At 71.1% G+C, this 26,188-nt stretch carries 21 protein-coding genes and 1 pseudogene; 14 read left to right on the top strand and 8 right to left on the bottom strand.

Translation table 11 applies throughout. The features are described 5' to 3' along the window. Positions 1-400: 400 nt before the first annotated feature. Entirely contained in the window at positions 401-1,603 is a 1,203-nt protein-coding gene (locus tag JR065_RS09090; protein WP_206233751.1) for an aromatic amino acid transaminase, read from the bottom strand. 151 nt (positions 1,604-1,754) lie between these two features. Here JR065_RS09090 and JR065_RS09085 point away from each other — a divergent pair, with 151 nt between their 5' ends. The 3 genes from JR065_RS09085 to JR065_RS09075 all read left to right on the top strand — a co-directional run bounded on the left by JR065_RS09085 (position 1,755) and on the right by JR065_RS09075 (position 4,803). Beyond that, positions 1,755-3,881: a TonB-dependent receptor family protein gene (locus JR065_RS09085; RefSeq protein WP_206233750.1), complete on the top strand. Its 2,127-nt coding sequence runs from the start codon at positions 1,755-1,757 to the stop codon at positions 3,879-3,881. Further along, positions 3,878-4,330, top strand: a complete 453-nt coding sequence (locus JR065_RS09080; RefSeq protein WP_206233749.1) for a hypothetical protein — start codon at positions 3,878-3,880, stop codon at positions 4,328-4,330. The genes JR065_RS09085 and JR065_RS09080 overlap by 4 nt, the downstream gene beginning before the upstream one ends. A gap of 242 nt (positions 4,331-4,572) precedes the next feature. Next, positions 4,573-4,803 (top strand): hypothetical protein, encoded by a 231-nt coding sequence (locus JR065_RS09075; RefSeq protein ID WP_206233748.1) that lies wholly within the window; start codon positions 4,573-4,575, stop codon positions 4,801-4,803. A 279-nt stretch (positions 4,804-5,082) separates the two neighbouring features. Here JR065_RS09075 and JR065_RS09070 read toward each other — a convergent pair whose 3' ends face one another. Continuing rightward, positions 5,083-6,996, bottom strand: a complete 1,914-nt coding sequence (locus JR065_RS09070; protein WP_206233747.1) for a sigma-54-dependent Fis family transcriptional regulator — start codon at positions 6,994-6,996, stop codon at positions 5,083-5,085. Positions 6,997-7,236: 240 nt separating this feature from the next. On the opposite strand from JR065_RS09070, the gene adh reads away from it, so the two are divergent. From adh to JR065_RS09055, 3 genes are all read left to right on the top strand, one after another. Further along, positions 7,237-8,766 (top strand): aldehyde dehydrogenase, encoded by a 1,530-nt coding sequence (adh, locus tag JR065_RS09065; protein ID WP_206233746.1) that lies wholly within the window; start codon positions 7,237-7,239, stop codon positions 8,764-8,766. 238 nt (positions 8,767-9,004) lie between these two features. Continuing rightward, on the top strand, positions 9,005-10,033 hold the full coding sequence (adhP, locus tag JR065_RS09060) for an alcohol dehydrogenase AdhP (RefSeq protein ID WP_206233745.1): 1,029 nt from the start codon (positions 9,005-9,007) through the stop codon (positions 10,031-10,033). After that, the gene (locus tag JR065_RS09055; RefSeq protein ID WP_206233744.1) at positions 10,033-10,428 is read left to right on the top strand and encodes a DUF779 domain-containing protein; all 396 of its coding nucleotides are present in this window, start codon (positions 10,033-10,035) and stop codon (positions 10,426-10,428) included. Before adhP ends, JR065_RS09055 begins: the two co-directional genes overlap by 1 nt. 294 nt (positions 10,429-10,722) lie before the next feature. Here the strand turns inward: JR065_RS09055 and JR065_RS09050 are convergent, their stop codons facing one another. After that, positions 10,723-11,004 carry a hypothetical protein gene (locus JR065_RS09050; protein WP_206233743.1) on the bottom strand — a complete coding sequence of 94 codons (282 nt, stop codon included), beginning with the start codon at positions 11,002-11,004 and terminating at the stop codon, positions 10,723-10,725. A gap of 155 nt (positions 11,005-11,159) precedes the next feature. Here JR065_RS09050 and JR065_RS09045 point away from each other — a divergent pair, with 155 nt between their 5' ends. Together JR065_RS09045 and ligD are read left to right on the top strand one after the other, a co-directional pair. Next, positions 11,160-11,555 (top strand): hypothetical protein, encoded by a 396-nt coding sequence (locus JR065_RS09045; RefSeq protein WP_206233742.1) that lies wholly within the window; start codon positions 11,160-11,162, stop codon positions 11,553-11,555. Positions 11,556-11,623: 68 nt separating this feature from the next. Beyond that, the gene (gene ligD, locus JR065_RS09040; RefSeq protein WP_206233741.1) at positions 11,624-14,275 is read left to right on the top strand and encodes a DNA ligase D; all 2,652 of its coding nucleotides are present in this window, start codon (positions 11,624-11,626) and stop codon (positions 14,273-14,275) included. Positions 14,276-14,455: 180 nt separating this feature from the next. Here the strand turns inward: ligD and JR065_RS09035 are convergent, their stop codons facing one another. Further along, positions 14,456-15,205 carry an SDR family NAD(P)-dependent oxidoreductase gene (locus tag JR065_RS09035; RefSeq protein WP_206233740.1) on the bottom strand — a complete coding sequence of 250 codons (750 nt, stop codon included), beginning with the start codon at positions 15,203-15,205 and terminating at the stop codon, positions 14,456-14,458. Positions 15,206-15,285: 80 nt separating this feature from the next. On the opposite strand from JR065_RS09035, the gene JR065_RS09030 reads away from it, so the two are divergent. The 3 genes and pseudogenes from JR065_RS09030 to JR065_RS21815 form a co-directional block, all read left to right on the top strand. Beyond that, positions 15,286-15,645 (top strand): winged helix-turn-helix transcriptional regulator, encoded by a 360-nt coding sequence (locus JR065_RS09030; protein WP_241093506.1) that lies wholly within the window; start codon positions 15,286-15,288, stop codon positions 15,643-15,645. 115 nt (positions 15,646-15,760) lie between these two features. Continuing rightward, on the top strand, positions 15,761-16,669 hold the full coding sequence (locus JR065_RS09025; protein WP_206233739.1) for a hypothetical protein: 909 nt from the start codon (positions 15,761-15,763) through the stop codon (positions 16,667-16,669). Next, positions 16,651-16,827, top strand: a pseudogene (locus JR065_RS21815) (hypothetical protein); the annotation flags it as partial. The gene JR065_RS09025 and the pseudogene JR065_RS21815, both read left to right, overlap by 19 nt. Before the next feature lie 247 nt (positions 16,828-17,074). On the opposite strand, the gene JR065_RS09020 reads toward JR065_RS21815, so the two are convergent. Beyond that, on the bottom strand, positions 17,075-17,644 hold the full coding sequence (locus tag JR065_RS09020; RefSeq protein WP_241093505.1) for a methyltransferase family protein: 570 nt from the start codon (positions 17,642-17,644) through the stop codon (positions 17,075-17,077). Between the two features lie 208 nt (positions 17,645-17,852). Between JR065_RS09020 and JR065_RS09015 the strand changes: the two genes are divergently transcribed. Both JR065_RS09015 and JR065_RS09010 read left to right on the top strand, forming a co-directional pair. Continuing rightward, complete coding sequence (locus JR065_RS09015; RefSeq protein ID WP_206233738.1) at positions 17,853-18,950, top strand: sensor histidine kinase; 1,098 nt, start codon at positions 17,853-17,855, stop codon at positions 18,948-18,950. Then, a complete protein-coding gene (locus JR065_RS09010) occupies positions 18,947-19,579 on the top strand; it encodes a response regulator (RefSeq protein ID WP_206233736.1) in 633 nt (210 codons plus the stop codon). The genes JR065_RS09015 and JR065_RS09010 overlap by 4 nt, the downstream gene beginning before the upstream one ends. Positions 19,580-19,955: 376 nt before the next feature. On the opposite strand, the gene JR065_RS09005 is transcribed toward JR065_RS09010, so the two are convergent. Continuing rightward, positions 19,956-21,329 carry a hypothetical protein gene (locus tag JR065_RS09005; RefSeq protein ID WP_206233735.1) on the bottom strand — a complete coding sequence of 458 codons (1,374 nt, stop codon included), beginning with the start codon at positions 21,327-21,329 and terminating at the stop codon, positions 19,956-19,958. 385 nt (positions 21,330-21,714) lie between these two features. Between JR065_RS09005 and JR065_RS09000 the strand changes: the two genes are divergently transcribed. After that, positions 21,715-22,218 (top strand): hypothetical protein, encoded by a 504-nt coding sequence (locus JR065_RS09000; protein WP_241093504.1) that lies wholly within the window; start codon positions 21,715-21,717, stop codon positions 22,216-22,218. 51 nt (positions 22,219-22,269) lie between these two features. On the opposite strand, the gene JR065_RS08995 is transcribed toward JR065_RS09000, so the two are convergent. After that, complete coding sequence (locus tag JR065_RS08995) at positions 22,270-22,650, bottom strand: hypothetical protein (RefSeq protein WP_206233733.1); 381 nt, start codon at positions 22,648-22,650, stop codon at positions 22,270-22,272. Further along, positions 22,647-25,994, bottom strand: a complete 3,348-nt coding sequence (locus JR065_RS08990; RefSeq protein WP_206233732.1) for a winged helix-turn-helix domain-containing protein — start codon at positions 25,992-25,994, stop codon at positions 22,647-22,649. The genes JR065_RS08995 and JR065_RS08990 overlap by 4 nt, the downstream gene beginning before the upstream one ends. Between the last annotated feature and the right edge of the window lie 194 nt (positions 25,995-26,188).

Raw genomic sequence — 26,188 nt, 5'->3', positions numbered from 1 at the left:
GGTTGCCTTGCGTGGGAGGGGGCGCCATTGTCGCATCGGGACGTTGCGCGGTCATGCGCGGGTCTCAAGGGACATCGCCTGCGTACAGCCATGGCCGGATGACGCGCTCGTCGGTACAACGGCGACATTCATCGGCGAGCCGGGTTCGCACGACGTCAGGTCGGCAAGGCCGGGTTGAAGTCCTTCCGCGGCACGCGGCGCATATCTGCCGCTGGGCGTGGCGGTCGTGCGCCGACAGGATGGACAAGCTGCGTCCGCTGGCCGAGCCGCCCGGCGCGCAGCGGGCGGTCGGGCAGCGCCGGAACGACCGGCAGGCATGGCCAACGCATGCAATAAAAAACCCCGGCGTCGTCACGACACCGGGGTTCTGCGTTGGCGCCCTGACGCGGCCTCGGGCGGCTCAGCCCTTGGCTACCGTCGCCACCGCGCTGGCCACGTAGTCCAGATTGTTGCGGCTCAGCGCGGCCACGCAGATGCGGCCGGTGCCGACGGCGTAGATGCCGAACTCGTCGCGCAGGCGATCGACCTGCGGCTTGCTCAGGCCCGAGTACGAGAACATGCCCGCCTGCTGCTGGATGAAGCCGAACTCCGGCGCGCCCAGGTCGGCCAGCTTCTGCACCAGGCCGGCGCGCAGCGCGTGGATGCGCTCGCGCATCTCGGTCAGCTCCTGCTCCCACATCGCGCGCAGCTCGGGGCTGCCCAGCACGCCGGCGACCAGCGCCGCGCCGTGCGTGGACGGGCTGGAGTAAATGGTGCGGATGATGCGCTTGACCTGCGACTGCACCGCCTTGGTCTCGGCCGCGGTGGCCGACACCACCGACAGCGCGCCCACGCGCTCGCCGTACAGCGAGAACGACTTGGAGTAGGAACTGGCGACGACGTAGGCGTCCACGCCGGCCTCGGCCAGCAGGCGCACCGCGTAGGCGTCCTCGTCGATGCCCTTGTCGAAGCCCTGGTAGGCGATGTCGACGAACGGGAACAGGTTGCGTTCCTTCAGCAGCGCGGCGACGGTGCGCCACTGTTCCTGGGTCAGGTCGGCGCCGGTCGGGTTGTGGCAGCAGGCGTGCAGCAGCACCACGGTGCCCGGCTCGAGCTTGTTCAGGTCGGCGAGCATGCCGTCGAAGTCCAGGCCGTGCGTGGCCGGGTCGAAATAGGTGTAGTCCACCACGTCGAAGCCGGCGGCCGAGAACACCGCGCGGTGGTTCTCCCAGCTCGGGTTGCTGATCGCGATGGTCGAGGTGGACAGCAGCTTCTTCAGCAGGTCCGCGCCCACGCGCAGCGCGCCGCTGCCGCCGATGGTCTGCGAGGTGGCGACGCGGCCGGCGGCCAGCAGCGGCGAGTCGGCGCCGAACAGCAGTTTCTGCGTGGCCAGGTCGTACGCGGCCAGGCCGTCGATCGGCAGGTAGCCGCGCGGCTTGGCGTCCTGCGCCAGCTGCTGCTCGATCTGGTAGACGGCGCGCAGCAGCGGGATGCGGCCGTTTTCGTCGTAGTAGATGCCCACGCCCAGGTTGACCTTGGTCGGGCGGGTGTCGGCGTTGTAGGCCTCGGTCAGGCCCAGGATCGGATCGCCTGGAACCTGTTCCACGTTTGCAAAGAAGGACACGGCGGTACTCGTTGTTGACGAAGGTGGGGGGCCGGACGCAGGTTCGCCGGCGGGGTCAAACGCCCCATCGTAACAAAGCCAAGCGCCTTGCGTGGCACGGCTTTCCGTACCGGGCAGTGCGGTGGCGCGGCAGTTGCGCGATGATGCGCGCATGCCCAATCGCCATCCCCTCGCCCTGCTCTGCGGCCTGTTCGCCCTGGGCCTGGCCCCCGTCGTCCGCGCGGCCGAGGCCGCTGCCGATCCCGCCACCCTGCCCGCGGTCCAGGTCCAGGCCGCGCGCGTGAGCGGCGTGGACGATTTCGACCTGCCGGCCTCGCTGACCCGGGTGCAGCTCGGCGACAGCGCCCGCACCGGGGTGCAGGTGTCCGAAGCGGTCGCCGGCGTTCCCGGGCTGCTGGCGCGCGACCGGCAGAACTACGCGCAGGACACGCAGCTGTCGATCCGCGGCTTCGGCGCGCGCTCGGCGTTCGGCGTGCGCGGCGTGCGCCTGTTGCTGGACGGCATCCCGGCGACCATGCCCGATGGCCAGGGCCAGCTGTCGCACTTCAACCTGCTCGGCGCCGAGCGCATCGAGGTGCTGCGCGGCCCGTTCTCGGCGCTGTACGGCAATTCCTCCGGCGGCGTGGTGCAGCTGTGGAGCGCCGACGGCGAACCCGGCGACCCGTGGCGGCTGCGCACCACCGTCGGCAGCAACGGCAGCTACAGCGTCGGCGCGCAGCTGCAGGGCCAGGAAGGCAGCGTCCACTACAACGTGGCCGCCACCCATTTCCGCACCGATGGCTACCGCGACCACAGCCGCGCGCGGCGCGAGTCGGTGAACGCCAAGTTCGGCTTCGACCTGGCCCCCGGGCGGCGCCTGGACCTGGTACTGAACCACCTGGACGCCCCGCACGCGCAGGATCCGCTGGGCCTGACCCGCGCCCAGTTCGCCGCCGATCCGCAGCAGGCCACGTCGGCGGCGGCCCAGTTCAACACGCGCAAGTCGGCGCGGCAGTCGCAGGCCGGGGCGATCTTCACCCAGGACGTGGGGCAGCAGACCCTCCGCCTGATGGCCTATGGCGGCCATCGCGACGTGGAGCAGTTCCTGTCGGTACCGGTGGCGGTGCAGGCCAATCCGCTGCACGCCGGCGGGGTGATCGACCTGGACGGCGACTACGGCGGCGTGGACGCGCGCTGGGCCTGGCACGGGCAACTGGCCGGGCGCCCGCTGGAACTGACCGTCGGCGCCAACGCCGACCGCCAGAAGCAGCACCGCACCGGTTACGAGAACTTCGCCGGCGGCACGCTCGGGGTCAAGGGCGCGTTGCGCCGCGACCAGCAGGACCGGGTGGAGAACGTGGACCAGTTCGCCCAGGCGTGGTGGCAGTTCGGCGAGCGCTGGTCGGTGCTGGCCGGGCTGCGCCACAGCCAGGTGCGGTTCCGTTCCGAGGACGCGTACGTGGCCGGGCGCAATCCCGACGACAGCGGCCGCACCGACTATTCGGCGACCACGCCGGTGGCCGGGGTGGTGTTCCGCGCCAGCGACGCGCTGCGCCTGTACGCATCGGCCGGGCGCGGCTTCGAGACGCCCACCTTCAACGAACTGGGCTACCGCAACGACGGCGGCGCCGGGCTGGCGTTGAACCTGGACGCGGCCAGGAGCGAGAACCTGGAGATCGGCGCCAAATGGCGCGACCAGGCCGGCGCGTCGTGGGAAGCGGCGCTGTTCCGCGCCAGCACCGACGACGAACTGGCGGTGGCCAGCAACACCAACGGCCGCAGCACCTACCGCAATATCGGCCGCACCCGCCGCCAGGGCGCCGAGGCCAGCTACCTGCTGCCGCTGGGCGAGACCGCGCAGTTGCAGCTGGCCTACACCTGGCTCGACGCCACCGTGCGCCAGGCCTACCTCACCTGCGCCAGCAGCGGCTGCGCCACGCCCAGCGCGGTGGTCGCGGCCGGATCGCGGCTGCCGGGCGTGCCGCGGCAGCTGTTCTTCGCGCGCTGGCAATGGCAGCCGCGCGCCTGGCAGTTCGCGCTGGAAGGCGTGGCCGCCGGCGATACCGTGGCCAACGACCTGGCCACGGAGAAAGCGCCCGGCTATGCGCTGCTGAACCTGGAAGCCTCGCGCCGCTGGACCACCGCGCACGGCGCGCTGCGCACCTTCGCCCGCATCGACAACGCGCTGGACCACGACTACATCGGCTCGGTGATCGTCAACGACGGCAACGGCCGCTACTACGAGCCGGGACCGGACCGCAGCTATACGGTCGGATTGCAGTGGGATTTCGCGCGGTGAGCGTGGCGCACGGCCGCGCGCCGTCGCCGCATGCGCCGCGCCGGTGCGCAGCGCGCGGCGCGCAATGCGGCCGGCGGCGTGCGTCGCCGACACGCGCATCCCTGGCGCGGACGGTGCTGCCGCTCCTGCTGCTGGCGGCCACATGGGCGCCGGGCAGCGCATGGGCCGACGCGGTCACCGGCACGCTGGTCGGCGGCGGCGGCACGGACGACATGCGGATCGTCGTGCGCCCGGCTTCCGGCCAGGACGTGGACGCGTATTGCGTGAGCCGATGCGGCGACTGGTTCGAGGCCCAAAGCGAGCAGACCGACGTGATCGTGCTGAAGAAGGCGATGATCGGCAGGCGCGTCGTGGTCGAGTACGCCACCGAAGCCAACGGCGAGCGTATCGCCGGACCGGGGCCGGACGATCGGCTGCGGTTCGTGAAGAAGGTCCGCTTGCTGCCCTGAGCGCCATGCGTGCGTCGGGGCACTCCAGATAGCCGGACAAGAAGCAGCGCGCCGCGGTCGCGGCGCCACGGCCATCAGGACGCGGAGGCGACGTCGATCCGCGCTGCACAACAGTTCGCTTGGCCAGCGGCAACCAGTTGGGTTGAACTTCGTTCTCCCCTTGCCCGCCCGCGCCTGTTATCGCGTTGGGCGAAGCCGGCAGCGCCTGCTACATTCCGGCGCCGCCCCAAGGAAGAACCTTCATGCCCCTCGGAGAGATCGTCGAAGCCACGTTGGGCGGCGCGCTGCGCTGGTTCGGCCGCGTGGTGGTCGAGCTCGTGTTCGAAATCGCGATCCAGGGCAGCGGCCACCTCGTGCTCAAGGCGCTGCGGCCGCACCGCGAACCAGGCGAGACCGCCGCGGCGATCGTCGGCCTGCTGGTCTGGTTGGTGCTGGGCGCCGGTGCGTTCTGGCTGTACCGCATCGCCGCCTGACGTCGTCGCATCGGGATCGCTGCGCTGCGCTGCTGCCACCGAGCGAGCGGGGTACGAGCCGGCGGCTCGCCACACGAGCCCGACGCAAAGGCGGCCGAATCGCTTGGGAGCGACGCCAGGCGACGTTGGCTGATCCGCCGCGACGGCTGGGTGCTGTCGCCATCGGTAGCCGTGCCCCCCTCGAGTCGTTGCCGACATCCCAGCTCCGAGCACCGGAACCGATTGCCCTGACAAGCCTGCCGCGAGGGTGCGAAAAACGCTTCGAGGCGCAGCGACGCCTCAGCCTTTTTTGCCCAGCCCCAGCTTGCGATACAGCGTGCTGCGGCTGACGCCGAGCTGGCGCGCGGCGCGGGCGACGTTGCCGCCGCAGGCGTCCACGGCGCGGCGCATCGCGCCCAGGGTCAGGCTGTCCAGGTCGGTGGCCTGCGGCAGCGCTTCGGCAGGCACTGGCGCATGTCCGGCATGCGCGGCCGGTCCCGCGCGCAGCCCGCGCGCGCCCGGCAGGTACGCCGGCAGCGCGTCGGTATCCACCTGCGCGTCGCGCTCGCTCAGCGCCACCAGCGTGCGCAGGCAGGCGCCGAGCTGGCGCAGGTTGCCGGGCCATGGGTAGTCCGCCAGCGCGGCGAGCGCGGCGTCGGTGAGCCGGCGCCCCTGCCCCACCCTCGCCCACAGTTCCTGCACCAGCGCGCGGCGGTCGCCGTGCTCGCGCAGCGACGGGATCAGCACGCCGTGGTGGGCGATGCGGTAGTACAGGTCCGGGCGGAAGCGCTGCTCGGCCATCGCCGCGTCCAGGTCGCGGTGGGTGGCGCAGATCAGCGCGAAATCCAGCTTGACCGGCTTGCCGCCGCCCAGCGGCAGCAGTTCGCGTTCCTGCAGCACGCGCAGCAGGCGCGGCTGCAGCGCCAGCGGCATGTCGCCGATCTCGTCGAGGAACAGCACGCCGCCGTCGGCCTGGCGCAGCAGGCCGGGATTGCCGTGCCTGCGTGCGCCGGTGAAGGCGCCGTCCTCGTAGCCGAACAGTTCGGCCTCGATCAGGCCCTCGGGCAGCGCGGCGCAGTTCACCGCGACGAACGGCTTGCCGGCGCGCGCGCTGCGCCGGTGCAGTTCGCGCGCGAACACTTCCTTGCCGGTGCCGGTCTCGCCCTGCACCAGCACCGGCAACTGCGCGTCGAGCACGCGGCGCGCGCGTTCCAGCGCCTGCTCCATCGCCGCATCGAACAGCGGCGCGTCGGCGTGCGCGTGCCGCACCGCGGCCGACACGGTGATCGGCGGGCGCGCCGGGCGCCGCCGCGGGCGGTCGTCGCGGGCTTCGTCGATGCGGCCGTGCAGCGCGCGGCCCTGCAGGTCGAACACGCTGCCGTCCTGGCGCAGCCGCGACAAGGGCTCCTCGAACAGCGCCTCGTACGGGGCGCGGCCGAGTTCGCAGCGGTCCAGGCCGAACAGCCGCAGTCCGGCCTGGTTGGCGGCGACCAGCTTGCCGTTTCGGAATGCGAGCAGGCCCTCGCGCGCGGTGCCCAGCAGCGCCGGATCGTGGTGCAGGCGCAGCAGTTCGCAGCCGGGAATGCCGTCGTCGAAATAGCGGTGCTCGATGTTGGCCACCGCCATCCGCGCCAGCGCCAGCGCATGCACGTGCGGCACGCCGGCGTCGCCGGAGATGTCGAGCACCCCGGCCAGCTGGCCGTAGGGATCGAAGATCGGCGCGGCGGCGCAGCTGAGGATCTGGTGCGGGGCGAAGTAATGCTCGCCGCCGCGCACTTCAATCGAGCGGCTCTCGACGATGGCGGTGCCGATCGCGTTGGTGCCGACCAGGGTCTCGCTCCAGCACGCGCCGGGCATCAGCGCCACGCGCCCGGCCTTGTCCAGGAAGCGCGGGCTGCCTTCGGCATCCAGGATCCAGCCGGCCTCGTCGGTCAGCAGCACGATGCTGCCGGTGGCGGCGACGTCGGCGGCCAGGCCTTCCAGTTCGGCGCGCGCCAGCCGCCACAGGCGTTCGTGCCCGTCGCGCAGTTCGCGCAGGCGCGGCGCGCTGACCGGCTCGATCGGCGGCGTGGCCTGCGCGGCCAGGCCCAGGCGCTGGCAGCGCTGCCACGAATGCAGGATCGCATCGGGCACCTGTCCGACCGGCGCGCCGCCGCGTTCGAAGAACGCCCGGCGCGCCTGGCCTAGGCGGTGTTGCGAGGGCAGTTGGGTCACGGCCGTGCTCCTGTGTCGCAAATTGCGACACCTGTTCGTGCGAGTGTTCCGATAAACACCACATCACCGCCCGCGGCGCAATCGCTGTCCATGTTGCTGCGCAACAGGAAGCGGCAGCACATGCCGGCGCAGCGGGGTGCGACCGCTTGACGCAGCGCAGCACCGAAAACCTGGCACGCGACCTGCGCCCATCGGCTACCCGGACGCTCGTCCGCGACACCTTTTCGCCAGGAGACACCGATGAACGCCGTCACCACCGCCAAGCCGCACGCCACCGATCCGCAGTCCATCTTCAAGTCGCGCTACGGCAACTTCATCGGCGGCCAGTGGGTGGAACCCAGCAGCGGCCAGTACTTCGAGAACAGCACGCCGATCACCGGCAAGGTGTTCACTTCGGTGGCACGCTCCAACGCGCAGGACATCGAGGCCGCGCTCGACGCCGCGCACGCGGCCAAGGACGCCTGGGGCAAGACCTCGGCCACCGAGCGCAGCAACGCGCTGCTGAAGATCGCCGACCGCATCGAGCAGAACCTGGAATTGCTGGCCTATGCCGAGACCTGGGACAACGGCAAGCCGGTGCGCGAGACGCTCAACGCCGACGTGCCGCTGTGCGCGGACCACTTCCGCTACTTCGCCGGCGCCATCCGCGCGCAGGAAGGCGGCATCTCCGAGATCGACCACGACACCATCGCCTACCACTTCCACGAGCCGCTCGGCGTGGTCGGGCAGATCATCCCGTGGAACTTCCCGCTGCTGATGGCGTGCTGGAAGCTGGCCCCGGCCATCGCCGCCGGCAATTGCGTGGTGATGAAGCCGGCCGAGCAGACCCCGGCCAGCATCCTGGTGCTGATGGAGGTGATCGGCGACCTGCTGCCGCCCGGCGTGCTCAACGTGGTCAACGGCTTCGGCCTGGAGGCGGGCAAGCCGCTGGCGTCGAGCCCGCGCATCGCCAAGATCGCCTTCACCGGCGAGACCACCACCGGCCGGCTGATCATGCAATACGCCAGCCAAAACCTGATCCCGGTGACGCTGGAACTGGGCGGCAAGTCGCCGAACATCTTCTTCGCCGACGTGATGGCCGAGGACGACGACTTCCTCGACAAGGCGATCGAGGGCTTCGTGCTGTTTGCCTTCAACCAGGGCGAGGTGTGCACCTGCCCGTCGCGCGCGCTGATCCAGGAATCGATCTACGACAGGTTCATGGAAAAGGCGCTCGCGCGCGTAGCCGCGATCAAGCAGGGCAATCCGCTGGATCCCAATACCATGGTCGGCGCGCAGGCCTCCAGCGAGCAACTGGAGAAGATCCTGTCCTACATCGACATCGGCCGCCAGGAAGGTGCCGAGGTGCTGATCGGCGGCGAGCGCAACACGCTGGACGGCGAATTGGCCGGCGGCTTCTACGTCAAGCCGACGGTGTTCAAGGGCCACAACAAGATGCGCGTGTTCCAGGAGGAGATCTTCGGCCCGGTGGTGTCGGTGACCACGTTCAAGGACGAGGCCGAGGCGCTGTCCATCGCCAACGACACGCTGTACGGCCTGGGCGCCGGCGTGTGGAGCCGCGATGCGGCGCGGCTGTACCGCATGGGCCGCGCGATCCAGGCCGGGCGGGTGTGGACCAACTGCTACCACGCCTATCCGGCGCATGCCGCGTTCGGCGGCTACAAGCAGTCGGGCATCGGCCGCGAGAACCACAAGATGATGCTCGACCACTACCAGCAGACCAAGAACCTGCTGGTCAGCTATTCGCCCAAGGCCCTGGGCTTCTTCTGAGTCACCGCTGCAGCGGGGCTGGCGGTTCCGCTCGCGGCGCCGCGGGCACGCCCATGCTCACGCCGGGCGCCGCGGCATAGGCGCACGGTGGCGCATGGCGATGCCGTGCGCCTACGCCCGCGCGCCGCGCGCGGCCGGCCATGGCATGCGCCGGTCCGCGACCGGTTTCTGATCTGGATCAAAGCGCGCCACCGCCGGATCAGCGATGGTGCTGTCACCCGTTCTCCAGGAGTGTTCGATGAACAAGACGATGAAAGCCGCCGTGGTGCGCGAATTCGGCAAACCGCTGACGATCGAGGAAGTGGAGGTGCCGAGGCCGCAGGCCGGCGACATCCTGGTCAAGATCGAGGCCTGCGGCGTGTGCCACACCGACCTGCACGCGGCCGAGGGCGACTGGCCGGTGAAGCCGAATCCGCCGTTCATTCCCGGCCACGAGGGCGTGGGCCACGTGGTCGCGGTCGGCGCCGGGGTCGACCACGTCAGGGAAGGCGACCGGGTCGGCATCCCGTGGCTGTACTCGGCCTGCGGCCATTGCGAGCATTGCCTGGGCGGCTGGGAGACGCTGTGCGAGGCGCAGCAGAACTCCGGCTACTCGGTCAACGGCGGCTTCGCCGAATACGCGCTGGCCAACGCCGACTACGTCGGCCACCTGCCGAAGAACATCGGCTTCGTCGAGATCGCGCCGATCCTGTGCGCCGGCGTCACCGTGTACAAGGGCCTGAAGGTCACCGACACCAAGCCCGGCAACTGGGTGGTGATCTCCGGCATCGGCGGGCTCGGGCACATGGCGGTGCAGTACGCCAAGGCGATGGGCCTGAACGTGGCCGCGGTGGACGTGGACGAGGGCAAGCTGGCGCTGGCCAGGCGCCTGGGCGCCACGGTGACGGTGAACGCGCGCACCACCGACCCGGTGGCCTACCTGAAGAAGGAGATCGGCGGCGCGCACGGCGCGCTGGTCACCGCGGTGTCGCCGAAGGCGTTCGAGCAGGCCATCGGCATGGTCCGCCGCGGCGGCACGGTGTCGCTCAACGGCCTGCCGCCGGGCCAGTTCCCGCTGGACATCTTCGGCATGGTGCTCAACGGCGTCACCGTGCGCGGTTCCATCGTCGGCACCCGCCTGGACCTGCAGGAATCGCTGGATTTCGCCGCGCAGGGCAAGGTCGCCGCGACCGTGGCCACCGACACGCTGGACAACATCAACGACGTGTTCGCGCGCATGCACGCCGGCACCATCGAAGGCCGCATCGTGCTGGACATGGCGGCCTGATGGACGCGGCCGCGCCCGTGTCCGGCGTGCCGCTGCAGGTGCTGGCGACGCTGCCGGCGCTGCAGCTGATCGAGCGGCTGCGCGCGCGGCACGGGCCGCTGCTGTTCCACCAGTCCGGCGGTTGCTGCGACGGCTCCTCGCCGATGTGCTATCCGCAGGACGACTTCATCGTCGGCGACCGCGACGTGCAGCTGGGCGAGATCGGCGGCGCGCCGTTCTACATCAGCGCCCCGCAGTTCGAGTACTGGAAGCACACCCAGCTGATCATCGACGTGGTGCCCGGCCGCGGCGGCATGTTCTCGCTGGAGAACGGCGAGGGCGTGCGCTTCCTGGTGCGCTCGCGGCTGTTCGGCGACGCCGAGTACCTGGCGTTGCAGGCGGCGGGGAAGGTGTAGCGGCAGACGGTGGCAGCACATGCACGCGCTGCCGAGTTCGGGGGCGATTCGTCGGATGGCACGGGTATGAACGCTTCTTGTGGGAGCGACTTCAGTCGCGACGGGCTTTACCTATGAGGCCGGTCGCGACTGAAGCCGCTCCCACACAGTTGCGGCGGTCGCCACGGTTTCCTGGAGACTCGCAGTGTCGCCTTTGTAGGAGCGGCTTCAACCGCGACCGGGATGTTTCGGCTACCTGTCGCGGCTGAAGCCGCTCCTACAGACGGCGGCACCAGCACAACGGCCGGCCGCCGCCTACGGTGCCTTGGACGGCACGAACGGCGACACCGGGTCGCTGGCCGGAAAGGTCTCTTCCAGCGCTTCGTCCTGGTTCTCGTCGGCCCGGCGCTGCGCATCGGCGGCGTCCGGCGCCGCGGCGCCTTCCGGCGCGGCGCGGTCGGCGCCGGTGCGCGGGGCTTGCTCGACGATGGTTTGCGGCGTGTCGCCGGCGCCGCGGTCCTCGAAATCCTGGGCGTCGTGCTTGCCGCGTTGCTCGCCGCGCTGGGGTTTGTCGCTGCGCAAAGGGTCGCGTGTCATGGCGTGCTCTCCGGCTCGAGGGGAAGCGGCATGATGGCGCAAGCGCGGTGAGGAAATCGCGAATCGCGCCATCTAGACGCGTTTGTCACCGATGGCTAACGCGACCGGCGCTACTGCTGGCGGCCCTGCCCCCGCAAGCCGCCCGGAGCCGTGCCATGTGCCCCAGCGCCCGCCGTCCCGATCCGCTGCTGTTCAACGCCCACCTGGACCCGCTGCCGCCGCGCCGCCGCCGCCGGCACGACGCCGAGCCACGGCCCCACGATGCGCTGGACTACCGCCAGTACAGCCTGGCCGACTATCGCCAGCGCCGCGCCCGCCACGGCCTGCCGTGGCGCGACCTGTGTCCGGCGTACGCGTTCGCGCTGACCACCCACGCCGGCGGCTGGCCGCGCGGCCCGGTCGCTGATACCGAGGGCGAGATGGCCGCGCACTGGGAGCAGATGCGCGGCGAGTCGCGGCTGGAGTGGCGCCAGGCGCGCGGGGTGATCGAAGACGCCTGGCAGGCGCTCGACCACCTGCCGGCGTCGGCGGTGCCGCAGGCGGCGCACTGATGGCCGGCGTTCTGCGAGTGCAGCGACTGCCCGGCGAGGCGCCGGCACGGCGCGCGGCGGAGTAGGGCATGTCGTTGCGCGACTATGTCCGCAAGCGCCGCTTCGACGACGGCACCCCGGAGCCGGCCGGCGACGAGGCCGCCACGGCAGGCCCGTCGCGGCGCCCGATCTTCGTGGTGCAGCTGCACCACGCCAGTTCGCGCCACTACGACTTCCGCCTGGAGGCCGACGGCGTGCTGAAGAGCTGGGCGGTGCCGAAGGGGCCGTCGCTGCGTGCCGGCGAGAAACGCCTGGCGGTGGAGGTGGAAGACCATCCGCTGTCCTATGCCGGCTTCGCCGGCGACATCCCGCAAGGCCACTACGGCGCCGGCCATGTCGAGGTGTTCGACCATGGCACCTGGGACTGCGCCGGCGACCCGCTGCAGGCGCTGGACGCCGGCAAGCTGGAGTTCGCGCTGCACGGCGAACGCCTCCACGGCGCGTGGACGCTGGTGCGCACCGCGATGCGCGGCAAGCAGCGGCAGTGGCTGCTGATCAAGCGCGACGACGCGCACGCCGCCGACCGGGAGGCCGACGACCTGGTCCGGGGCGCGGCCGCCGCGGCGCCGGCCAGGCGTACGCCACCCCGCGCCAGGGCCGCCGCCGCGAGCGCGGCGCCGGCGGCGCGCAAGGTCGCGCGCCGCGGCAGCTCCACGCCTGCGCGTCCGCCACGCAAGCGGCGCGACGCCGACGCGGCATGGCGCCAGCGCGCGCTGGCGCTGCCGGGCGCGGTGGACCGGCCGTATCCGGCCGGGTTCCAGCCGCAGCTGACCGCCAGCCGCGAGGCCGCGCCGAGCGGCGAGCAGTGGCTGCACGAGATCAAGTGGGACGGCTACCGCCTGCTCGCCGACCTGGTGGACGGCACCGCCACGCTGCGCTCGCGCAGCGGGGTGAACTGGACCGAGACCTTCCCCGACGTGACCCGCGCGGTGCAGGCGCTGCCGGTGACCGACGCGCGCCTGGACGGCGAGCTGGTGGTGCTCGACCGCCAAGGGCGCAGCGACTTCACCGCCTTGCAGAAGGCGATCGACGGCAGCGCCCCGCAGCCGCTGCGCTACGTGGTATTCGACCTGCCCGGCGTCGCCGGCGTGGACATCTCGCAGGCGCCGCTGCTGGAGCGCAAGCAGCTGCTCAAGGCGCTGGTCGGCGATACGCCCGGCATCGTCGCCTACAGCGACCATGTGCTCGGCCGCGGTCCGGAGGTGTTCGCGGCCAGCGGCGAGAAGGGGTTCGAGGGCATCGTCAGCAAGCGCATCGATGCGCCCTACACGCCCACGCGCGCGCCGGCCTGGGCCAAGATCAAGCATGAGAACACCGACGACTTCGTGGTGGTCGGCTATACCGGGCCCAAGGGCGCGCGCACCGGCTTCGGCTCGCTGCTGCTGGCGCAGCCGCAGGCCGGCGGCGGCTGGCGCTACGTGGGCCGGGTCGGCACCGGGTTCGACCAGGCGATGCTGGCGCAGCTGCTCGAGCACATGCGCCCGCTGGAAGCCGCGCGCGCGGCGCTGAGCCTGCCGGCGCACGTGCCGTTCGCCGCGCGCAGCGTGCGCTGGATCGAGCCGAAGCTGGTGGCGGAGGTCGCGTTCCGCGGCTGGGCCAAGGAAGGACTGCTGCGCCAGGCCGCGTTCAAGCGGCTGCGCGACGACAAGCCGCTGCAGGAACTGGTGCCGGCCGCGGCCGCGACGGCACCGGCGCCGGCCGCGCCCACGCCCAGGCCGACCGCCAGCGCGACGAAGGCCAAGCGCGCCTCGCGCGCGGCGCCGAAACCGCGTGCCGCTGCCAAGGCCGCGCGCCCGGACCGCCCGGCGCCGGCCGCCGCCGCCGACGCGGTGACCATCACCCATCCCGAACGCGTGGTGTACCCGCAGGCCGGCGTCACCAAGGGCCAGGTCGCCGACTACTACCGGCAGGTCGCGCGCTGGGTGCTGCCGGAGATCGCCGGACGGCCGCTGTCGCTGCTGCGCTGCCCGGATGGCGTGGAGGGCGAGTGCTTCTTCCAGAAGCACCAGGGCCGCGGCCTCGGCGCGCACGTGCACGCCATACCGCTGCAGCAGAAGAGCGGGCGCGAGGACTACGTCTATGTCGAGGACGTCGCCGGGCTGCTGGAGCTGGTGCAGATGAACACCCTGGAACTGCATCCGTGGGGCTCGCGCATCGGCGCCCCGGAACAGCCCGACCGGCTGGTGTTCGACCTGGACCCGGGCGAGGGCGTGGACTGGGCGCAGGTGCAGGACGCGGCGCGCGAGATCCGCGCGCGGTTGCGCCAGGCCGGGCTGGAGAGCTTCGTGCGGTTGTCCGGCGGCAAGGGCCTGCACGTGGTCGCGCCGATCGTGCCCGGGCCGGACTGGGATGCGGTGCGCGCGTTCTGCGAAGGCTTCGCCCAGGCGCTGGTGGCGCACGCGCCGCAACGCTACCTGGCGACGATGAGCAAGGCACAGCGCGAGGGCAAGATCTTCGTCGACTGGCTGCGCAACGGACGCGGCAACACCAGCGTGTGCTCGTGGTCGCTGCGCGCGCGCCCGCAGGCCACGGTGGCGATGCCGCTGCGCTGGGACGAGCTGGCCCAGATCGCCGGGCCGGGCGAGTACACGCTCGAACGCGCGCTGCAACGCGCAGCGCGGCTGCGCAAGGACCCGTGGGACGGCATCGACACGCTGCGCCAGGCATTGCCGGGCGGGTAGGGCGCGGTCACGGCGTGGCCGCGGCAACGCCAGCGACTGGGCTCTCAGCGTGCTGTCCGCACGAACGGTATCGAGTGAAGACCGCCGATGCCGCGATAGCAGGCGCCGGCCGTCGCCTGCGGATTGAAGCAGTTCGAGGCGCGCCTTCGCGCGCAGCGCGCCATTCGCGGCGCGCCTCGCCTAGATCTGCGCGGCCCCGCCATCCACGAACAGTTCGCTTCCGGTGACGTAGCTGCTGTCGTCCGAAGCCAGGAACAGCGCCGCACCCGCCGTCTCGGCGGGGTCGCCGAGGCGGCCGAGCGGGGTCGTGGCCTGCACGAACCGCAGCATTTCCTTGTTCGCCTCCTCCGAGGTGGCAAGGCCATGCCATCCCGGGGTGGAGGTGGCGCCCGGCACCAGCACGTTGACGCGGATCCTGCGTGGCGCCAGATCCAGGATCCAGCTCCGCGCGAAGTTGCGGACGGCCGCCTTGCTCGCGCTGTAGACGCTGAACGCCGGGGTGCCGGTGACCTCGGTGGTCGAGCCGGTGAGGATGACCGAGGCTCCGTCCTTGAGCAGCGGGAGCGCCTTCTGCACCGTGAACAGCGTACCCTTCACATTGGTCGCGAAGATGGTGTCGAAATGCTCTTCGGTGATCTCGCCCAGCGCGGCGAATTCGCCGCCGCCCGCGTTGGCGAACAGGACATCGATCGTGCCGGCTTCGTCTTTCACGATGGCGAAGAGGCGGTCCAGGTCGGCGAGGATGGACACGTCGCCCTGGATGCCACGCGCGTTCCCGCCGACCTCGGCCACGGCCGCGTCGAGTTCCTTTTGACGCCGGCCGCTCATGAAGACGCGCGCCCCTTCCTGCGCGAAACGCTTCGCCGTCGCCAGGCCGATGCCGCTGTTCGCACCGGTGATCACCGCCACTTTTCCGTCGAGCCTGCCCATCTGGGGTCTCCTGTCGAGTTCGAAGATCTATTGTGGGCGGGCACATTCTGGTAGGCTAGTACCTACCTAAAGGTATGTGCATGGCCCTAATGGAAAACCGGACGTTTGGCTGTGGGCTCGAGGTCGCCCTGGCAGTTGTCGGCGGCAAGTGGAAGCCGCTCGTGCTGTTCCATCTGAACAACGGGCCGCGCCGGTTCGGGGAACTGAAGCGCCTGGTCGCCGGCATCAGCGAAAAGGTCCTGATCCAGCAGGTTCGCGAACTGGCCGAGGACGGCATCATCGTGCGCCGCGACTACCATGAGGTACCGCCGCGGGTCGATTACGAAATGACCGAGTTCGGCAAGACGCTGGCCAAGGCGCTCATGCCCCTGTGCGCTTGGGGCGACGAAAACCGAGAGCGCGTGGACGGCGTGGCGCGGGGCAAGGCAAAGACCGGATAGACGACCTCTGGCGTCCGATGGGCGGATGCAGGCGCGCGCATTGGCGCCGCTTGTCGATCCGTTACCTGCCAGTAGAAAGCCGAAGCACCCGGCCCCCTTGATTCGAGAAGCCATCATGAGCAACGAAGACTCCCTGTCTTTCACCTGTGGCCTGGTCGTAAAGGCGGGCACCGTCGTCGTTCCTGCACAGTACAACTCCCTGCCGGACGAGCGGATGTCCAGGGTCGCCTTTTGCTTCGACGGAAACTGGGTCTACAACGACGTGGACGACGACGTCATCGGGGCGCTCTGCTTCCGGCGCAGCGACAACAGCCTGTGGATGCTGGGGCGAAACGGCAACCTGCGGCATGTGACGTCTGGCGCGGCGGACTTCACCCTGGCCAACATCCGCGGAAAGTTCGAAGACCATCGCATCGAAACCGACCGGCTTGGCGAGCTGCTGTGCATACGGGAAATCGAGAACGAGCTGTATATCTGCGGCCAGTCGTCCCAGGTCTATCGTTACGCGAACGGGGCCTGGGCGAACATGAGCCCGCCTGGGGCGAAAGTGGGCTCTCCCACCCTGGAGAGCCTGGACGGCCTGTCGCACAACGACATCTACGCGGTGGGCGAAAAGGGCCTCATCCTGCACTACGACGGGTCGCGCTGGAGCACGCTGGATTCCCCGGCCGATCGCCCGCTGTCGTGCGTTCGGTGCAAGAGCGGCGATGAGGTCTACGCATGCGGCAACGACGGTCTGTTGCTGGTCGGCAACCGCAATGGATGGCGTGCGATCGATACCGGCAGGGCCATGAATTTCTGGGACATGGCGCTGTACAACGGGCAGCTGTACATTTCCCACGCGCATGGCCTCGTTCGATACGACGGACAAGACGTCGTCGACATCGACACGGGCATCGTCCCCGCTCCCGGCACCCATAAGCTCGATGCCGGCGATGGGCGGCTCTACTCCTTCGGTGTCGACGACATACTCGCGTTCGATGGCGATCGGTGGGAGCGGGTGCTATGCCCGCACAACACCTGAGTTCGCCCGCCACATCCATAGTTCCGATGCACGTCCATTCTTTCGTCGACGCGCTGCGCAACAGGCGCGGCAACACCGGCGTGTGCGCGTGGTCGCTGCGCGCGCGCCGGCAGGCCACGGTGGCGGTGCCGTCGCGCTGGGAACGCGCTGGCCCGCATCGCCGGGCCGGGCGCGTACCCGCTCGAACGCGCGCCGCAAGGCACATCGCGATTGCGCAGGAACCCGTGGCACGGCATCAACGCGCTGCGCCAGGCGCTGCCGGGCGGGTAGGGCGTGCCGACGCAGTAGCGTGGTCGAGGCGGGTGTCCCGGTGTAGCGCTGGCGGTGTCGGTACCGGATCGGGCTACGCAGGCCGCCGCGCTGCAGGCACGTCGCCGGAGCCGCGAAGCGGCGAATCGGTGCGCGTCACCACACGAACGGCAGCAACCGCCAGCTGCGCGCGGCGTAGTGCGGATACTCGGTGGGAAAGGCGCGGATCAGCAGCGCCTCCTCGACCCGGATGCGGCGCAGGAACGCCCATGTCACCGTCGGCACGATCGCCAGCAGCGACAGGCCGTTGCCCAATCCGATCGCCAGCCCGTAGAACGCCAGCAGCGCGCCGGTGTAGGACGGGTGGCGCAACCGGCGATACGGCCCGTGGCGGATCAGCCGGTGGTCGGCCTGGATGGTCACGTGCACGGTGAACCAGCGGTCCAGCACCCGGATCGCCCACAGCCGCAGCGCCAGCCCGCCGGCGATCAGCGCGCAGCCGGTCCAGCGCAACGGCTCCTGCCACTGCGGCGGGAAACGCCACATGCCGGTGAACGCCAGCAGCACCGCCACCACGACCGCGGCGTAGAGCACGCGCCACAGCAGCTTCAGCGTGCCCTGGTCCTGCGCGCCGCCGTCGCTGGCGCGGCGCCGGTAGCTGAGCAGCGCCTCGTAGGCGCCCCAGCCCAGTCCCAGCAGCATGAACAGCACATCGGACGATCGCATCGCGGGTTCTCCACATCGGCGCAGCGCAGACAACGGTACTGCGGGCCGCGATGTCGGCCGGTGACGGCGGCGCCCGACGCCGCGCAGCCGGGGCCCGCGCATCGCATGCGCACGGCGTCGCGACGACGCGAGCGGCGCTACCTGCCGGAAGTCACTTCCTGCGTCCGCCCCATTGCCGTTGGCGCATGACACGGTCAGCATCCTGGCCATGAACCGATTCCTGCGCGACCTGCTGCGACCGATGAACCTGGCCGGACTGCTGACGGTCGGCGCGGTGGCGCTGTCGTTCGGCTTCGAGCCCTCGCCGCACGCGGCCGCGCGCTGGATCGCGCTGGCGGTGTTCTGCCCGTTGCTGCTGCTCGACGACCTGCTGCCGGCGGCGTGGCGCAACCCGGCGATCCTGGCCCAGGCGGCCGCGGCGCTGGCGCTGATCTGGCTGGAGCCGCGTGCGGGCACCGCGCCGGTGCTGCTGGTGGTGCTGGTCGCGCAGGTGGCGATGGTGTGGGCGCCGGGCCGGGTGCTGGCCCTGGCGTTGGCGGTGAACCTGGGCATGTACCTGTTGCTGCGCCACGCCGGCAGCGCGCGGCCGCTGCTGGTCGTGGCGGTCTACGGCGGCTTCCAGGCCTTCGCCGCGCTGACCGCGTCCTACGCCAAGCGTGCCGAACGCGCCCGCGACGCGCTGACGCGGGTCAACGCCGACCTGCTCGCCACCCGCGCCCTGCTCGCCGACAGCGCGCGCGACGCCGAGCGCCTGCGCCTGGCGCGCGAACTGCACGACGTGGCCGGGCACAAGCTCACCGCGATGCGGATCAACCTGCGCCTGCTGCTGGCCGATCCGCAGCTGGGCGGGCGCGAGGAGATCGTCCAGGCCGAGCGGCTGTCGGCCGAACTGCTCGGCGACATCCGCAACGTGGTCCAGTCGATGCGCGACGACCATGGCCTGGACCTGGAGACCGCGCTGCGCGCGCTGGCCGCGCCGTTCCCGCGGCCGGCGCTGCGGCTGCAGATCGACGCGGACGTGCGCATCGCCGATGCGCAGGTCGCCGAGGCGCTGCTGCGGCTGGTGCAGGAGGCGCTGACCAATGCCGCGCGGCATGCCGACGCCGACGCGGTGACGGTGCGCTTGCGCTGCGAGGACGCGCAGCTGCGCGTGGACATCGAGGACGACGGCCGCCGCGGCGAGCGCATCCGCGAGGGCAACGGCATCGCCGGCATGCGCGAACGCCTGGCCGCGCTGCACGGCGGACTGGAGCTGGGCCACACGCCGCTGGGCGGCATGCACCTGATCGCGCGGCTGCCGGCATGAGCGCCATCCGCGTCGCCCTGGCCGACGACCAGGTCCTGGTCCGCGCCGGCCTGCGCGCGCTGCTGCAGACCCAGGGGATCGCCGTGGCCTGCGAGGCCGACGACGGCGAGGCGCTGCTGGCCGCGCTGGCCGATACCGCCGTGGACGTGGTGCTCAGCGACATCCGCATGCCCGGCATGGACGGCATCCAGGCATTGCAGCGCCTGCGCGAACGCGGCGACCGCACCCCGGTGCTGCTGCTGACCACCTTCGACGACGCCGACCTGCTGCTGCGCGCCACCGACGCTGGCGCGCAGGGCTTCCTGCTCAAGGACGCCGCGCCGGAAGACCTGCGCGAGGCGATCGAGCGCGTGGCGGCCGGCCAGACCCTGCTGCAGCCGGTCAGCACCGATCCGGTGCGCGCGCGCTTCCGCTTCCGCGACGAGGATGCGCCGCGCGACACCTTCAACGCCCGCGAGGTGGCGATCCTGCGCCTGCTCGCCGGCGGCTATTCGAACAAGGAGATCGCGCGCAGCCTGTTCCTGGCCGACGGCACGGTGAAGAACTACGTCTCCACGATCCTGGACAAGCTCGGCACCCGCGACCGCACCCGCGCGGTGCTCAAGGCGATCACGCTGCGGATCATCTGAGGTCGCGCCTGCCATCGCGTCGCCGACCGCGCGGCTCAGGCGATTCGATCGATGTTGCCATCGCGGCACGCATGCCATGCTCCGCGGCTATCCGGCAGGGCGCTGGAACACAAGCGCAGGAGCCGACCGTCGCGGCCGGAACGCCAACGCGGTTTTCGCGCATCGATTTGCCGGCATCCGGATCATGGGCCGCACGCCACGCCGCCGCAAACACCCGGGTCGGGAAGCGCCAACGGCCATCGACGCCCGCCGCGCAGTTCCGGCGTGCGGCCGCATCGATCGCGGCCGCGCGCCGCGACCACGTGCAACGCCGTCGCCCGCATGCGCTCCTGCGGGGCGGTGCAATGCACCGCAGGAGCGCCCGCTGCCCGGGCGGTTACTCGGGCGGCAGCTTGGAGATCGCGATGCCGATGATCAGCGGCTGGTCGGAGGTGGTGGTGCCGGTGAAACTGCGCCCGGACTCGCTCAGGTCCCACCCGGCCTTCTCGATGCCGCCCTCGGCCTCGAAGGTGAACGGGCCGATGCGCAGTCCGGTCGAGGCGCTGAACTTCTCGGAGAACTTGGTGAAGGCCGCCTTGCTGGTGGTGATGGTGAAGGTCGGCTTGTAGCCCACGTACATGCCGGTCTTGAGCAGGCCGAAGAAGCCCTTCTCGCCGAACACGGCCTGGGTGCCGTCGTCGCCGAACGCGCTGTAGCCCTTCACGAACGGGCCGTTGCGCTTGCTGCGCACGAACGGGCCGTTGTACCAGTCGCTGGGCTGGATCTGGATCTGGTCCAGCGCCTCGAACTCCACCGAGACGTTGAGCTCGTTGTCGGTCTCGAACTCGTCGATGCGCTGCCACTTGCCGGCCACGCGCACCTCCCAGAAGAACTGGCGGATCTTGGCCGAGCCGCCGGCCCAGGTCTTGCTGTAGTCGTAGGCCGCATCGCGATTGTTGAAGCCCATGGTGGCGCCGGCCGGGCCCTGGCCGGACTGCACCGCGTCGATCCAGTCGCTGGCGTTCTGCGCCACCGCCCAGTTCGGGACCAGCGGAAACTTGGACAGCGCCGGATCGTTGAGCTTGGCGTAGAAGTCGTGGTTGTTCATCTGCTTCTGCGCATCGCCCAGGCCCGGGGTATTGGCCTGCGCGACCAGGGCGTTGTAGGTGACCTGCGCCTGGTCCATCTTGACCTGCGTGCTGCTGATCTTGGTCTGCCAACCGGCGCCGGCCGGCGAACCCAGCCATTTGGTGAAGGTCGGATCGTTGTCGGTGACGTCGTCCTGGTAGACCGAACGGGCCTGGTTGTAGGCGATGGTGTAGCCATTGCTGGCGGTGGTCAGCGCGTCGTCGGCCTGCTTGATCTGCTGGCGCAACGTGGCGTCGTCGGTGGCCGCCGGGATCACGTTGAGGAATTCCTGGTAGGCCTGGTTGAACCGGTCGCCGCTGGAGACGTAGGCGCCGACCGCGCTCCATTGCGGCGAGGTCGAGCAGAAGTCGTACTGCGCGGTGCCGATGAAGCCCGGCTGCTGCACTGGCCAGGCCCAGGTGGTGAACGGATAGACCATCTGGAAGGTCTCCGGGCTGGCCCCGATGGCTTCGGTCAGCGCGCGGTACAGCAGGCCCCAGGGCTTCTGGTCGTAGTCCACGGCCTGCAGCGCGGCGATGTCGGACTGGCGGCGTTGCACCGCGGTCTGGCGGAACAGCGACACCGGGGAATCGTGTTCCTCGGTGGTCAGGGTGTCGGGAGCGTTGTCGGTACGGGTGAGCATGGGTGCGTCTCGGTTGACCGCAGCAGCCGCCGCGGCAGGTGCCTGGGGCCGCCGGCATTGCGGCGGCGGCGTCCGGTCGGCACAGGGTCCGGACCGCGCCACCGTGCTGCGCCGCGCCTGCTGCCGCCTTACCGCAACCTGCCGGAGCGCAAGTGCATGGCCGGAATGGGATTTTTGCTCGGCTCCGGTGGCATTGGCGGTATCCGTGCCGGCGTGCCGCGCGGGTGCCGGCCCGCGCCGGCGGCAACCGTAAGCTGGCCGTCAGGCCCGCGCGGCGGCCTGCCGGCAGGGTGTCGCGGCGGCCCCTCGTGCCGCCCGGAGACCGCATCGCGCGCTCCGGCCCCTTGACAGGAATACGGCCATGACACTGTTGCGTAACTTCGCCTTGCTGGCGCTGTTGATGTTGTTTGCAGGGTGCAGCGCCCCCGCCCCGCGTCCGGCGCCATCGGCGCCGCCGCAGGCGCTGCTGAAGGACTCGGACGTCTCCGAGAACGATGTGATCGCGCGCGCGGCGCTGGAAGGCTGTCAGCTGATCCCGTACGACGGCAAGCGCCAGACCTGCGTGGACAACAATGCGGGCCTGCACGGCGCGACCGCCTGCGACGCGTTGGCGTGCCAGAGGGCGGCGGGCATCGACGCCAACCGCCTGCGCCTGGCGGCATGGCAGAACTGCGTGAACCGGCGCACGCTGATCAACGGCGCATTCGGCAGCACGGTCACGAACCTGGAGGCCTTCAAGCGCAGCCCGGCCTACAAGGGCTGGGGGCAAAAAGGCAAGGGCGCGATGGCCACGCTGCTCAAGAAGATCGGCGATGGCCAGCCCGGGCACGCGCTCGCGTTGAAGAACGCGAAGAGCACCTTGAGCGAATGCGAGAAGATCGTGGGCTGAGCGTCCGTCCGTGGCGGGCGCGGCCCGCCACGGACGGTGCCCGCCGGGCGGCTAGGGCAGCGGCGTGATCTCCGGATCGTTGCCGACCTGCGGGTCGCAACTGAACAGCTGCTCGCGCTTGTCGTCGTACACCAGCACCGAGAAGAAGATCAGCGTCTGCACGGTGTTGAGGTTGAACACCTCGGCACTGCGCCCGTCCTCGGCGATCGTGGTGCTCTGGATCTGCCCGCGCGCATCGGAATTGAGCACGGCCCTGATCGTGAAGTGCCGCGATACCTCCTTGTCCAGGCGGTAGACCAGGGTGACCGGGGTCTGCCCCTGGCCGACGGTGATCACGTCCGGCGAGAAGCTGTAGAAGTAGCGCCCGCGTCCGGCGTTGCCGCCGAAGACCACGTGCGCCGCGGTGAGGGTGATTTCCACTATTGCCGTCATGACGGGGTCTTCTCCTTGGGTGGCGGGGCATACAGAGCGACGAAGCCCGGATGGCGGTAGCCCGCCTGGTACAGCCATCCGAGCGCTTGCGACACGGCCTGGCGCCGGCCCAGGTGGACCTGCGCGCGAATCCATGGATCGAGCAGCGTCTTGTCGCGCGAGCCGTCGGCGCGCGCGCCGAGCAACTGCACCGCGCGCTGCCATTCGGCGCGGGCATCGGCCGGGGCGCCGGCGGCGGCCAGGCGTTCGCCGCGCCAGATACGCGCATGCGCCAGCGCCGCCAGGCCGAGCAGGTCATCCGGCATGGCGCGGTGCAGGGCTTCCAGGTGGGCCACGATGCGCGCGCTGCGTTCCCGCTCCTCGCGCTCGGGCAACGGCTGGTTCTGCGCGATGCGCAGCTCGATGACCGCGTCCAGCCATCGCCATTCCGGCAGCGGCTGCGCCTGCAGCAACGGCGCCAGCGTGCGCCGTGCCTGCAGAAGCTGCTGCGCCGCCGGCGCGCGCTGTCCGCGCAATGCCGCCACCCACCCGGCCTGGGCCTGGGCGTGCGCCAGATCGCGGCGCCAGGCGCGGTTGTCCGGCTGCTTGTCCACCAGTGCCGACAGCATCGCGGTGCTGAGTTGCGCGTCGGCATCGGCGATGCCCAGGTCGCCGCGCGCCAGCGCCAGGTTGGACGTGCGCAGCAGCGAGGTGGCCCAACGCCTGCGCCACGCGTCGGCATCCGGTTCGCGCTGCACCAACGCGCGCAGCATCGCGATCTGGTCGCGGTAGCCGTGTTCGGCGGCCTCCAGCGCGCCGTGGGATTCCTGCGCCGAACTCAGCCACGACAGGCTGTCGATCAGTTCGTAGCGCACCGCGGCGTTGCCGGGCGCCAGCGCCAGGACCTGCCGCTTCAGCGCGACCGAGCGCGCGAACAGCGCGATCGCCGCATCGTGCCTGCCTTCGCTGCGTGCCAGGCTGCCGAGGTTGTTGAGCGCGTAGGAGACTTCGAGTTTCCAACGCGGCTCGTGCGGCGCGCGGCGCGCCAGCTGTTCGGAGATCGACAGGTACGCCGACCAATGCCGGCGTGCCTGCGACGGGCGTTTGTGCTGGTAGGCCAGGTAGCCCAACCAGTAGGCGGTCATCCCGGTCTCGGCCAGCGCGTCCAGCGATGCCGGCGCGTCGCGGCGCGCCTGGGCGGCGGCGGCGGCCGAGCGCGCGAACGCGGCCTGCGCCTGCGCCAGGTCGCCCTGGTTGGCGAGGACCTCGCCGGTGGTGCGCAGCGCGCGCGCGTGGTTGAGCAGCTCGGCCGGCCGCATGCCGGCGCTGGGCAGCCGCTCCAGATAGGCCAGCGCGCGGCTGCCGACGCTGTCGAGCAGCTTCAGGTTGCCGGTGGTGCGCAATTGCTCGGCCAGATCGCCGAGCAGGTAGCCGACCAGTTGCTGCGCTTCGTCGCGGCGCTGCTCGGCGGCCCGCTGCGCCTGCCGCGCCTGCCAGCCGAGCAGCATCGAGGCGCTCGCCAGCACCGCGAGCATGCCGCCGGCGCTCGCGTACAGCCAGCGGCGCCGGCGGCGCTGGCGTTCGCTGGCGCGCAGGAAGGCGTGGTCGGTGGCGTCGAGATCGTGCGCCAGGCGCTTGGCCGCCTCGCGCGCCTCGCTCAGCGGCCGTCCGCTGTTGAGCAGGTGATCGCCGCGCCGGCCTTCGGCGGCCCAGCGCTGCGCGGCCTGCCGCAGGCGGTTGCGCGCCTGCAGCAGCCGCCGGTTCTCGTGGATCCATTCGGCCGCGCGCGGCCACTGCCGCAGCAACGCTTCGTGGGCGACGGCGAAGCCGGGCCCGCCGGCGGCCAGCTCGCTGACGAACAAGCGCGCCTGCACGAAGGCCTCGGCCATGGCGCGCGCCGCCGGCTCGGCCTGCAGCGCCGACCACAGCACGCGGCGCGAGGTCACCGCGGCGCTGTCCGGATGGATCACGCACAGCCGCGCCAGCACGCCGCCCAGCGATGCCTGCGCCGGTTCCGGCAAGGCGCGGAAGACCTGTTCGGCATGGTGCGCCAATGCGCCCTCCAGGCCGCCGAGCGCATGGTAGGCGGCGAAGGTGAGCATGCCTTCGGCGGTGCGGCGCTCGTGCAGCGCATGCAGCGTGTGCTGCAGCAACGGCAGCGCGTCGGGTTGGCGCGCGGTGGCGTCGCGCAGCACGTCGTCCAGGCGGCTGGCGCTGTCGCGGTCCTCCTGGAACCGCAGCCCGGCCATGGCCGCCGGAATGCGGATGATCTGGCCGATCTCGCCGGCGCGCGGCGCCAGCAGATCGACGTGGCCGTCGCCGCGCTTGAGCTCGGAAACCCCGGGCAGCGATTCGATCAGCCGCGGGTAGAAGTCGCTGCGGGTCAGCAACAGCACGGCCACCTGGGGCGCGGTGCACAGCGCGCGCAGTGCCGCGTCCAGCGCGGCGCGGTCGGCCTCGCCGATGTCCGGCGAGGCCACCATGGTTTCGGCATGGTCGATCACCAGCAGCAGATGGCGCTCGGCCGGTGCGCTGGCGCGCGCCGCCGGGCAACGCAGCAGGGCTTCGGCGATGGCCGCGTGCAACGGCGGCGGATGCTGCAGCCAGGCCGGCAACGAAGCCATCTGCGCCGCGGAAAACACCGCGCGCGTGCCGGGCGTCCACTGCGCCAGCGCTTGCGCGAGCGTCCCCAGCACGTCGCCGCCATGGCACACGGCCAGGTTGCAGTAGGCCACCGCCAGCGCTTCCAGCCCGTCCAGCCCGCCCGGCTGGCACAACAGCGGCACCACGCCGGCGCGCAGCAGCGAGGTCTTGCCGCAGCCGCTGGCCCCGGACACCAGCACCAGCCCGCGCCGGCTCTGCAACTGCGCGCGCAGCGAGCCCATGATCTGGGCGATGGCATGGCTGCGGCCGAAGAACACCTCGGCATGCGCCGGATCGAACGGTTGCAGGCCGACGTAGGGATTGCCGTGCCCCCAGTGCCGCGCGCCGGGCAGCGCGCCGCGGTAGTCGTCGGGAAAGCTGACCTTCGGCAGCAACCGGTAGCCGCGCTTGCGGATGGTCTCGATGTAGCGCGGCTGGCGGCTGTCGTCGGACAGGCGCCGGCGCAGTTGAGCGATGGTCTTGTGCACCGGGTTGTCGCCGTAGAAGCTGCCGTGCCAGACCTCGATCAGCAGCTGCTCGGCGCTGACCACCTCGCCGGCGCGTTCGGCCAGCGCGACCAGCACCTCCATCATCCGCGGTTCCAGTGCGATCTCCGCGCCCGCGTCGATCAGCACCAGCCGCTCCGGCTCCACCAGCAGCGGCCCGAGACGGAACCGCGGCACGGAGCCGAGCTGGGTCACCCGCTCGCTACGCTGCGACATCGATGGGCCTCGGTCCGCGCCGCACGGGCCATGTGCCCGCAGGATGACGGACACGGTGTCCGGCAGGCCCCCCTGCTGTCGCCAGGCGCGCGTCGACGACGGACGATGATGTTCCATAGCCGCGCGCGGTTTCGTCGATTGCATCCAGCTTCGCGGGCCGGGACGTAGACAGAGCGGGGGGCGCCCGGGTGCCG

This window comes from Xanthomonas sp. (assembly GCF_017163755.1).
GTDB lineage: Bacteria > Pseudomonadota > Gammaproteobacteria > Xanthomonadales > Xanthomonadaceae > Xanthomonas_A.
This window is presented reverse-complemented; position numbering and strand designations above follow the sequence as displayed.

Coding starts and splice junctions, on each gene's coding strand:
- JR065_RS09085 (WP_206233750.1), top strand. CDS start 1,755: ATGCCCAATCGCCATCCCCTCGCCCTGCTCTGCGGCCTGTTCGCCCTG.
- JR065_RS09075 (WP_206233748.1), top strand. CDS start 4,573: ATGCCCCTCGGAGAGATCGTCGAAGCCACGTTGGGCGGCGCGCTGCGC.
- adh (WP_206233746.1), top strand. CDS start 7,237: ATGAACGCCGTCACCACCGCCAAGCCGCACGCCACCGATCCGCAGTCC.
- adhP (WP_206233745.1), top strand. CDS start 9,005: ATGAACAAGACGATGAAAGCCGCCGTGGTGCGCGAATTCGGCAAACCG.
- JR065_RS09055 (WP_206233744.1), top strand. CDS start 10,033: ATGGACGCGGCCGCGCCCGTGTCCGGCGTGCCGCTGCAGGTGCTGGCG.
- JR065_RS09050 (WP_206233743.1), bottom strand. CDS start 11,004: ATGACACGCGACCCTTTGCGCAGCGACAAACCCCAGCGCGGCGAGCAA.
- JR065_RS09045 (WP_206233742.1), top strand. CDS start 11,160: ATGTGCCCCAGCGCCCGCCGTCCCGATCCGCTGCTGTTCAACGCCCAC.
- ligD (WP_206233741.1), top strand. CDS start 11,624: ATGTCGTTGCGCGACTATGTCCGCAAGCGCCGCTTCGACGACGGCACC.
- JR065_RS09035 (WP_206233740.1), bottom strand. CDS start 15,205: ATGGGCAGGCTCGACGGAAAAGTGGCGGTGATCACCGGTGCGAACAGC.
- JR065_RS09030 (WP_241093506.1), top strand. CDS start 15,286: ATGGCCCTAATGGAAAACCGGACGTTTGGCTGTGGGCTCGAGGTCGCC.
- JR065_RS09025 (WP_206233739.1), top strand. CDS start 15,761: ATGAGCAACGAAGACTCCCTGTCTTTCACCTGTGGCCTGGTCGTAAAG.
- JR065_RS09020 (WP_241093505.1), bottom strand. CDS start 17,644: ATGCGATCGTCCGATGTGCTGTTCATGCTGCTGGGACTGGGCTGGGGC.
- JR065_RS09015 (WP_206233738.1), top strand. CDS start 17,853: ATGAACCGATTCCTGCGCGACCTGCTGCGACCGATGAACCTGGCCGGA.
- JR065_RS09010 (WP_206233736.1), top strand. CDS start 18,947: ATGAGCGCCATCCGCGTCGCCCTGGCCGACGACCAGGTCCTGGTCCGC.
- JR065_RS09005 (WP_206233735.1), bottom strand. CDS start 21,329: ATGCTCACCCGTACCGACAACGCTCCCGACACCCTGACCACCGAGGAA.
- JR065_RS08995 (WP_206233733.1), bottom strand. CDS start 22,650: ATGACGGCAATAGTGGAAATCACCCTCACCGCGGCGCACGTGGTCTTC.
- JR065_RS08990 (WP_206233732.1), bottom strand. CDS start 25,994: ATGTCGCAGCGTAGCGAGCGGGTGACCCAGCTCGGCTCCGTGCCGCGG.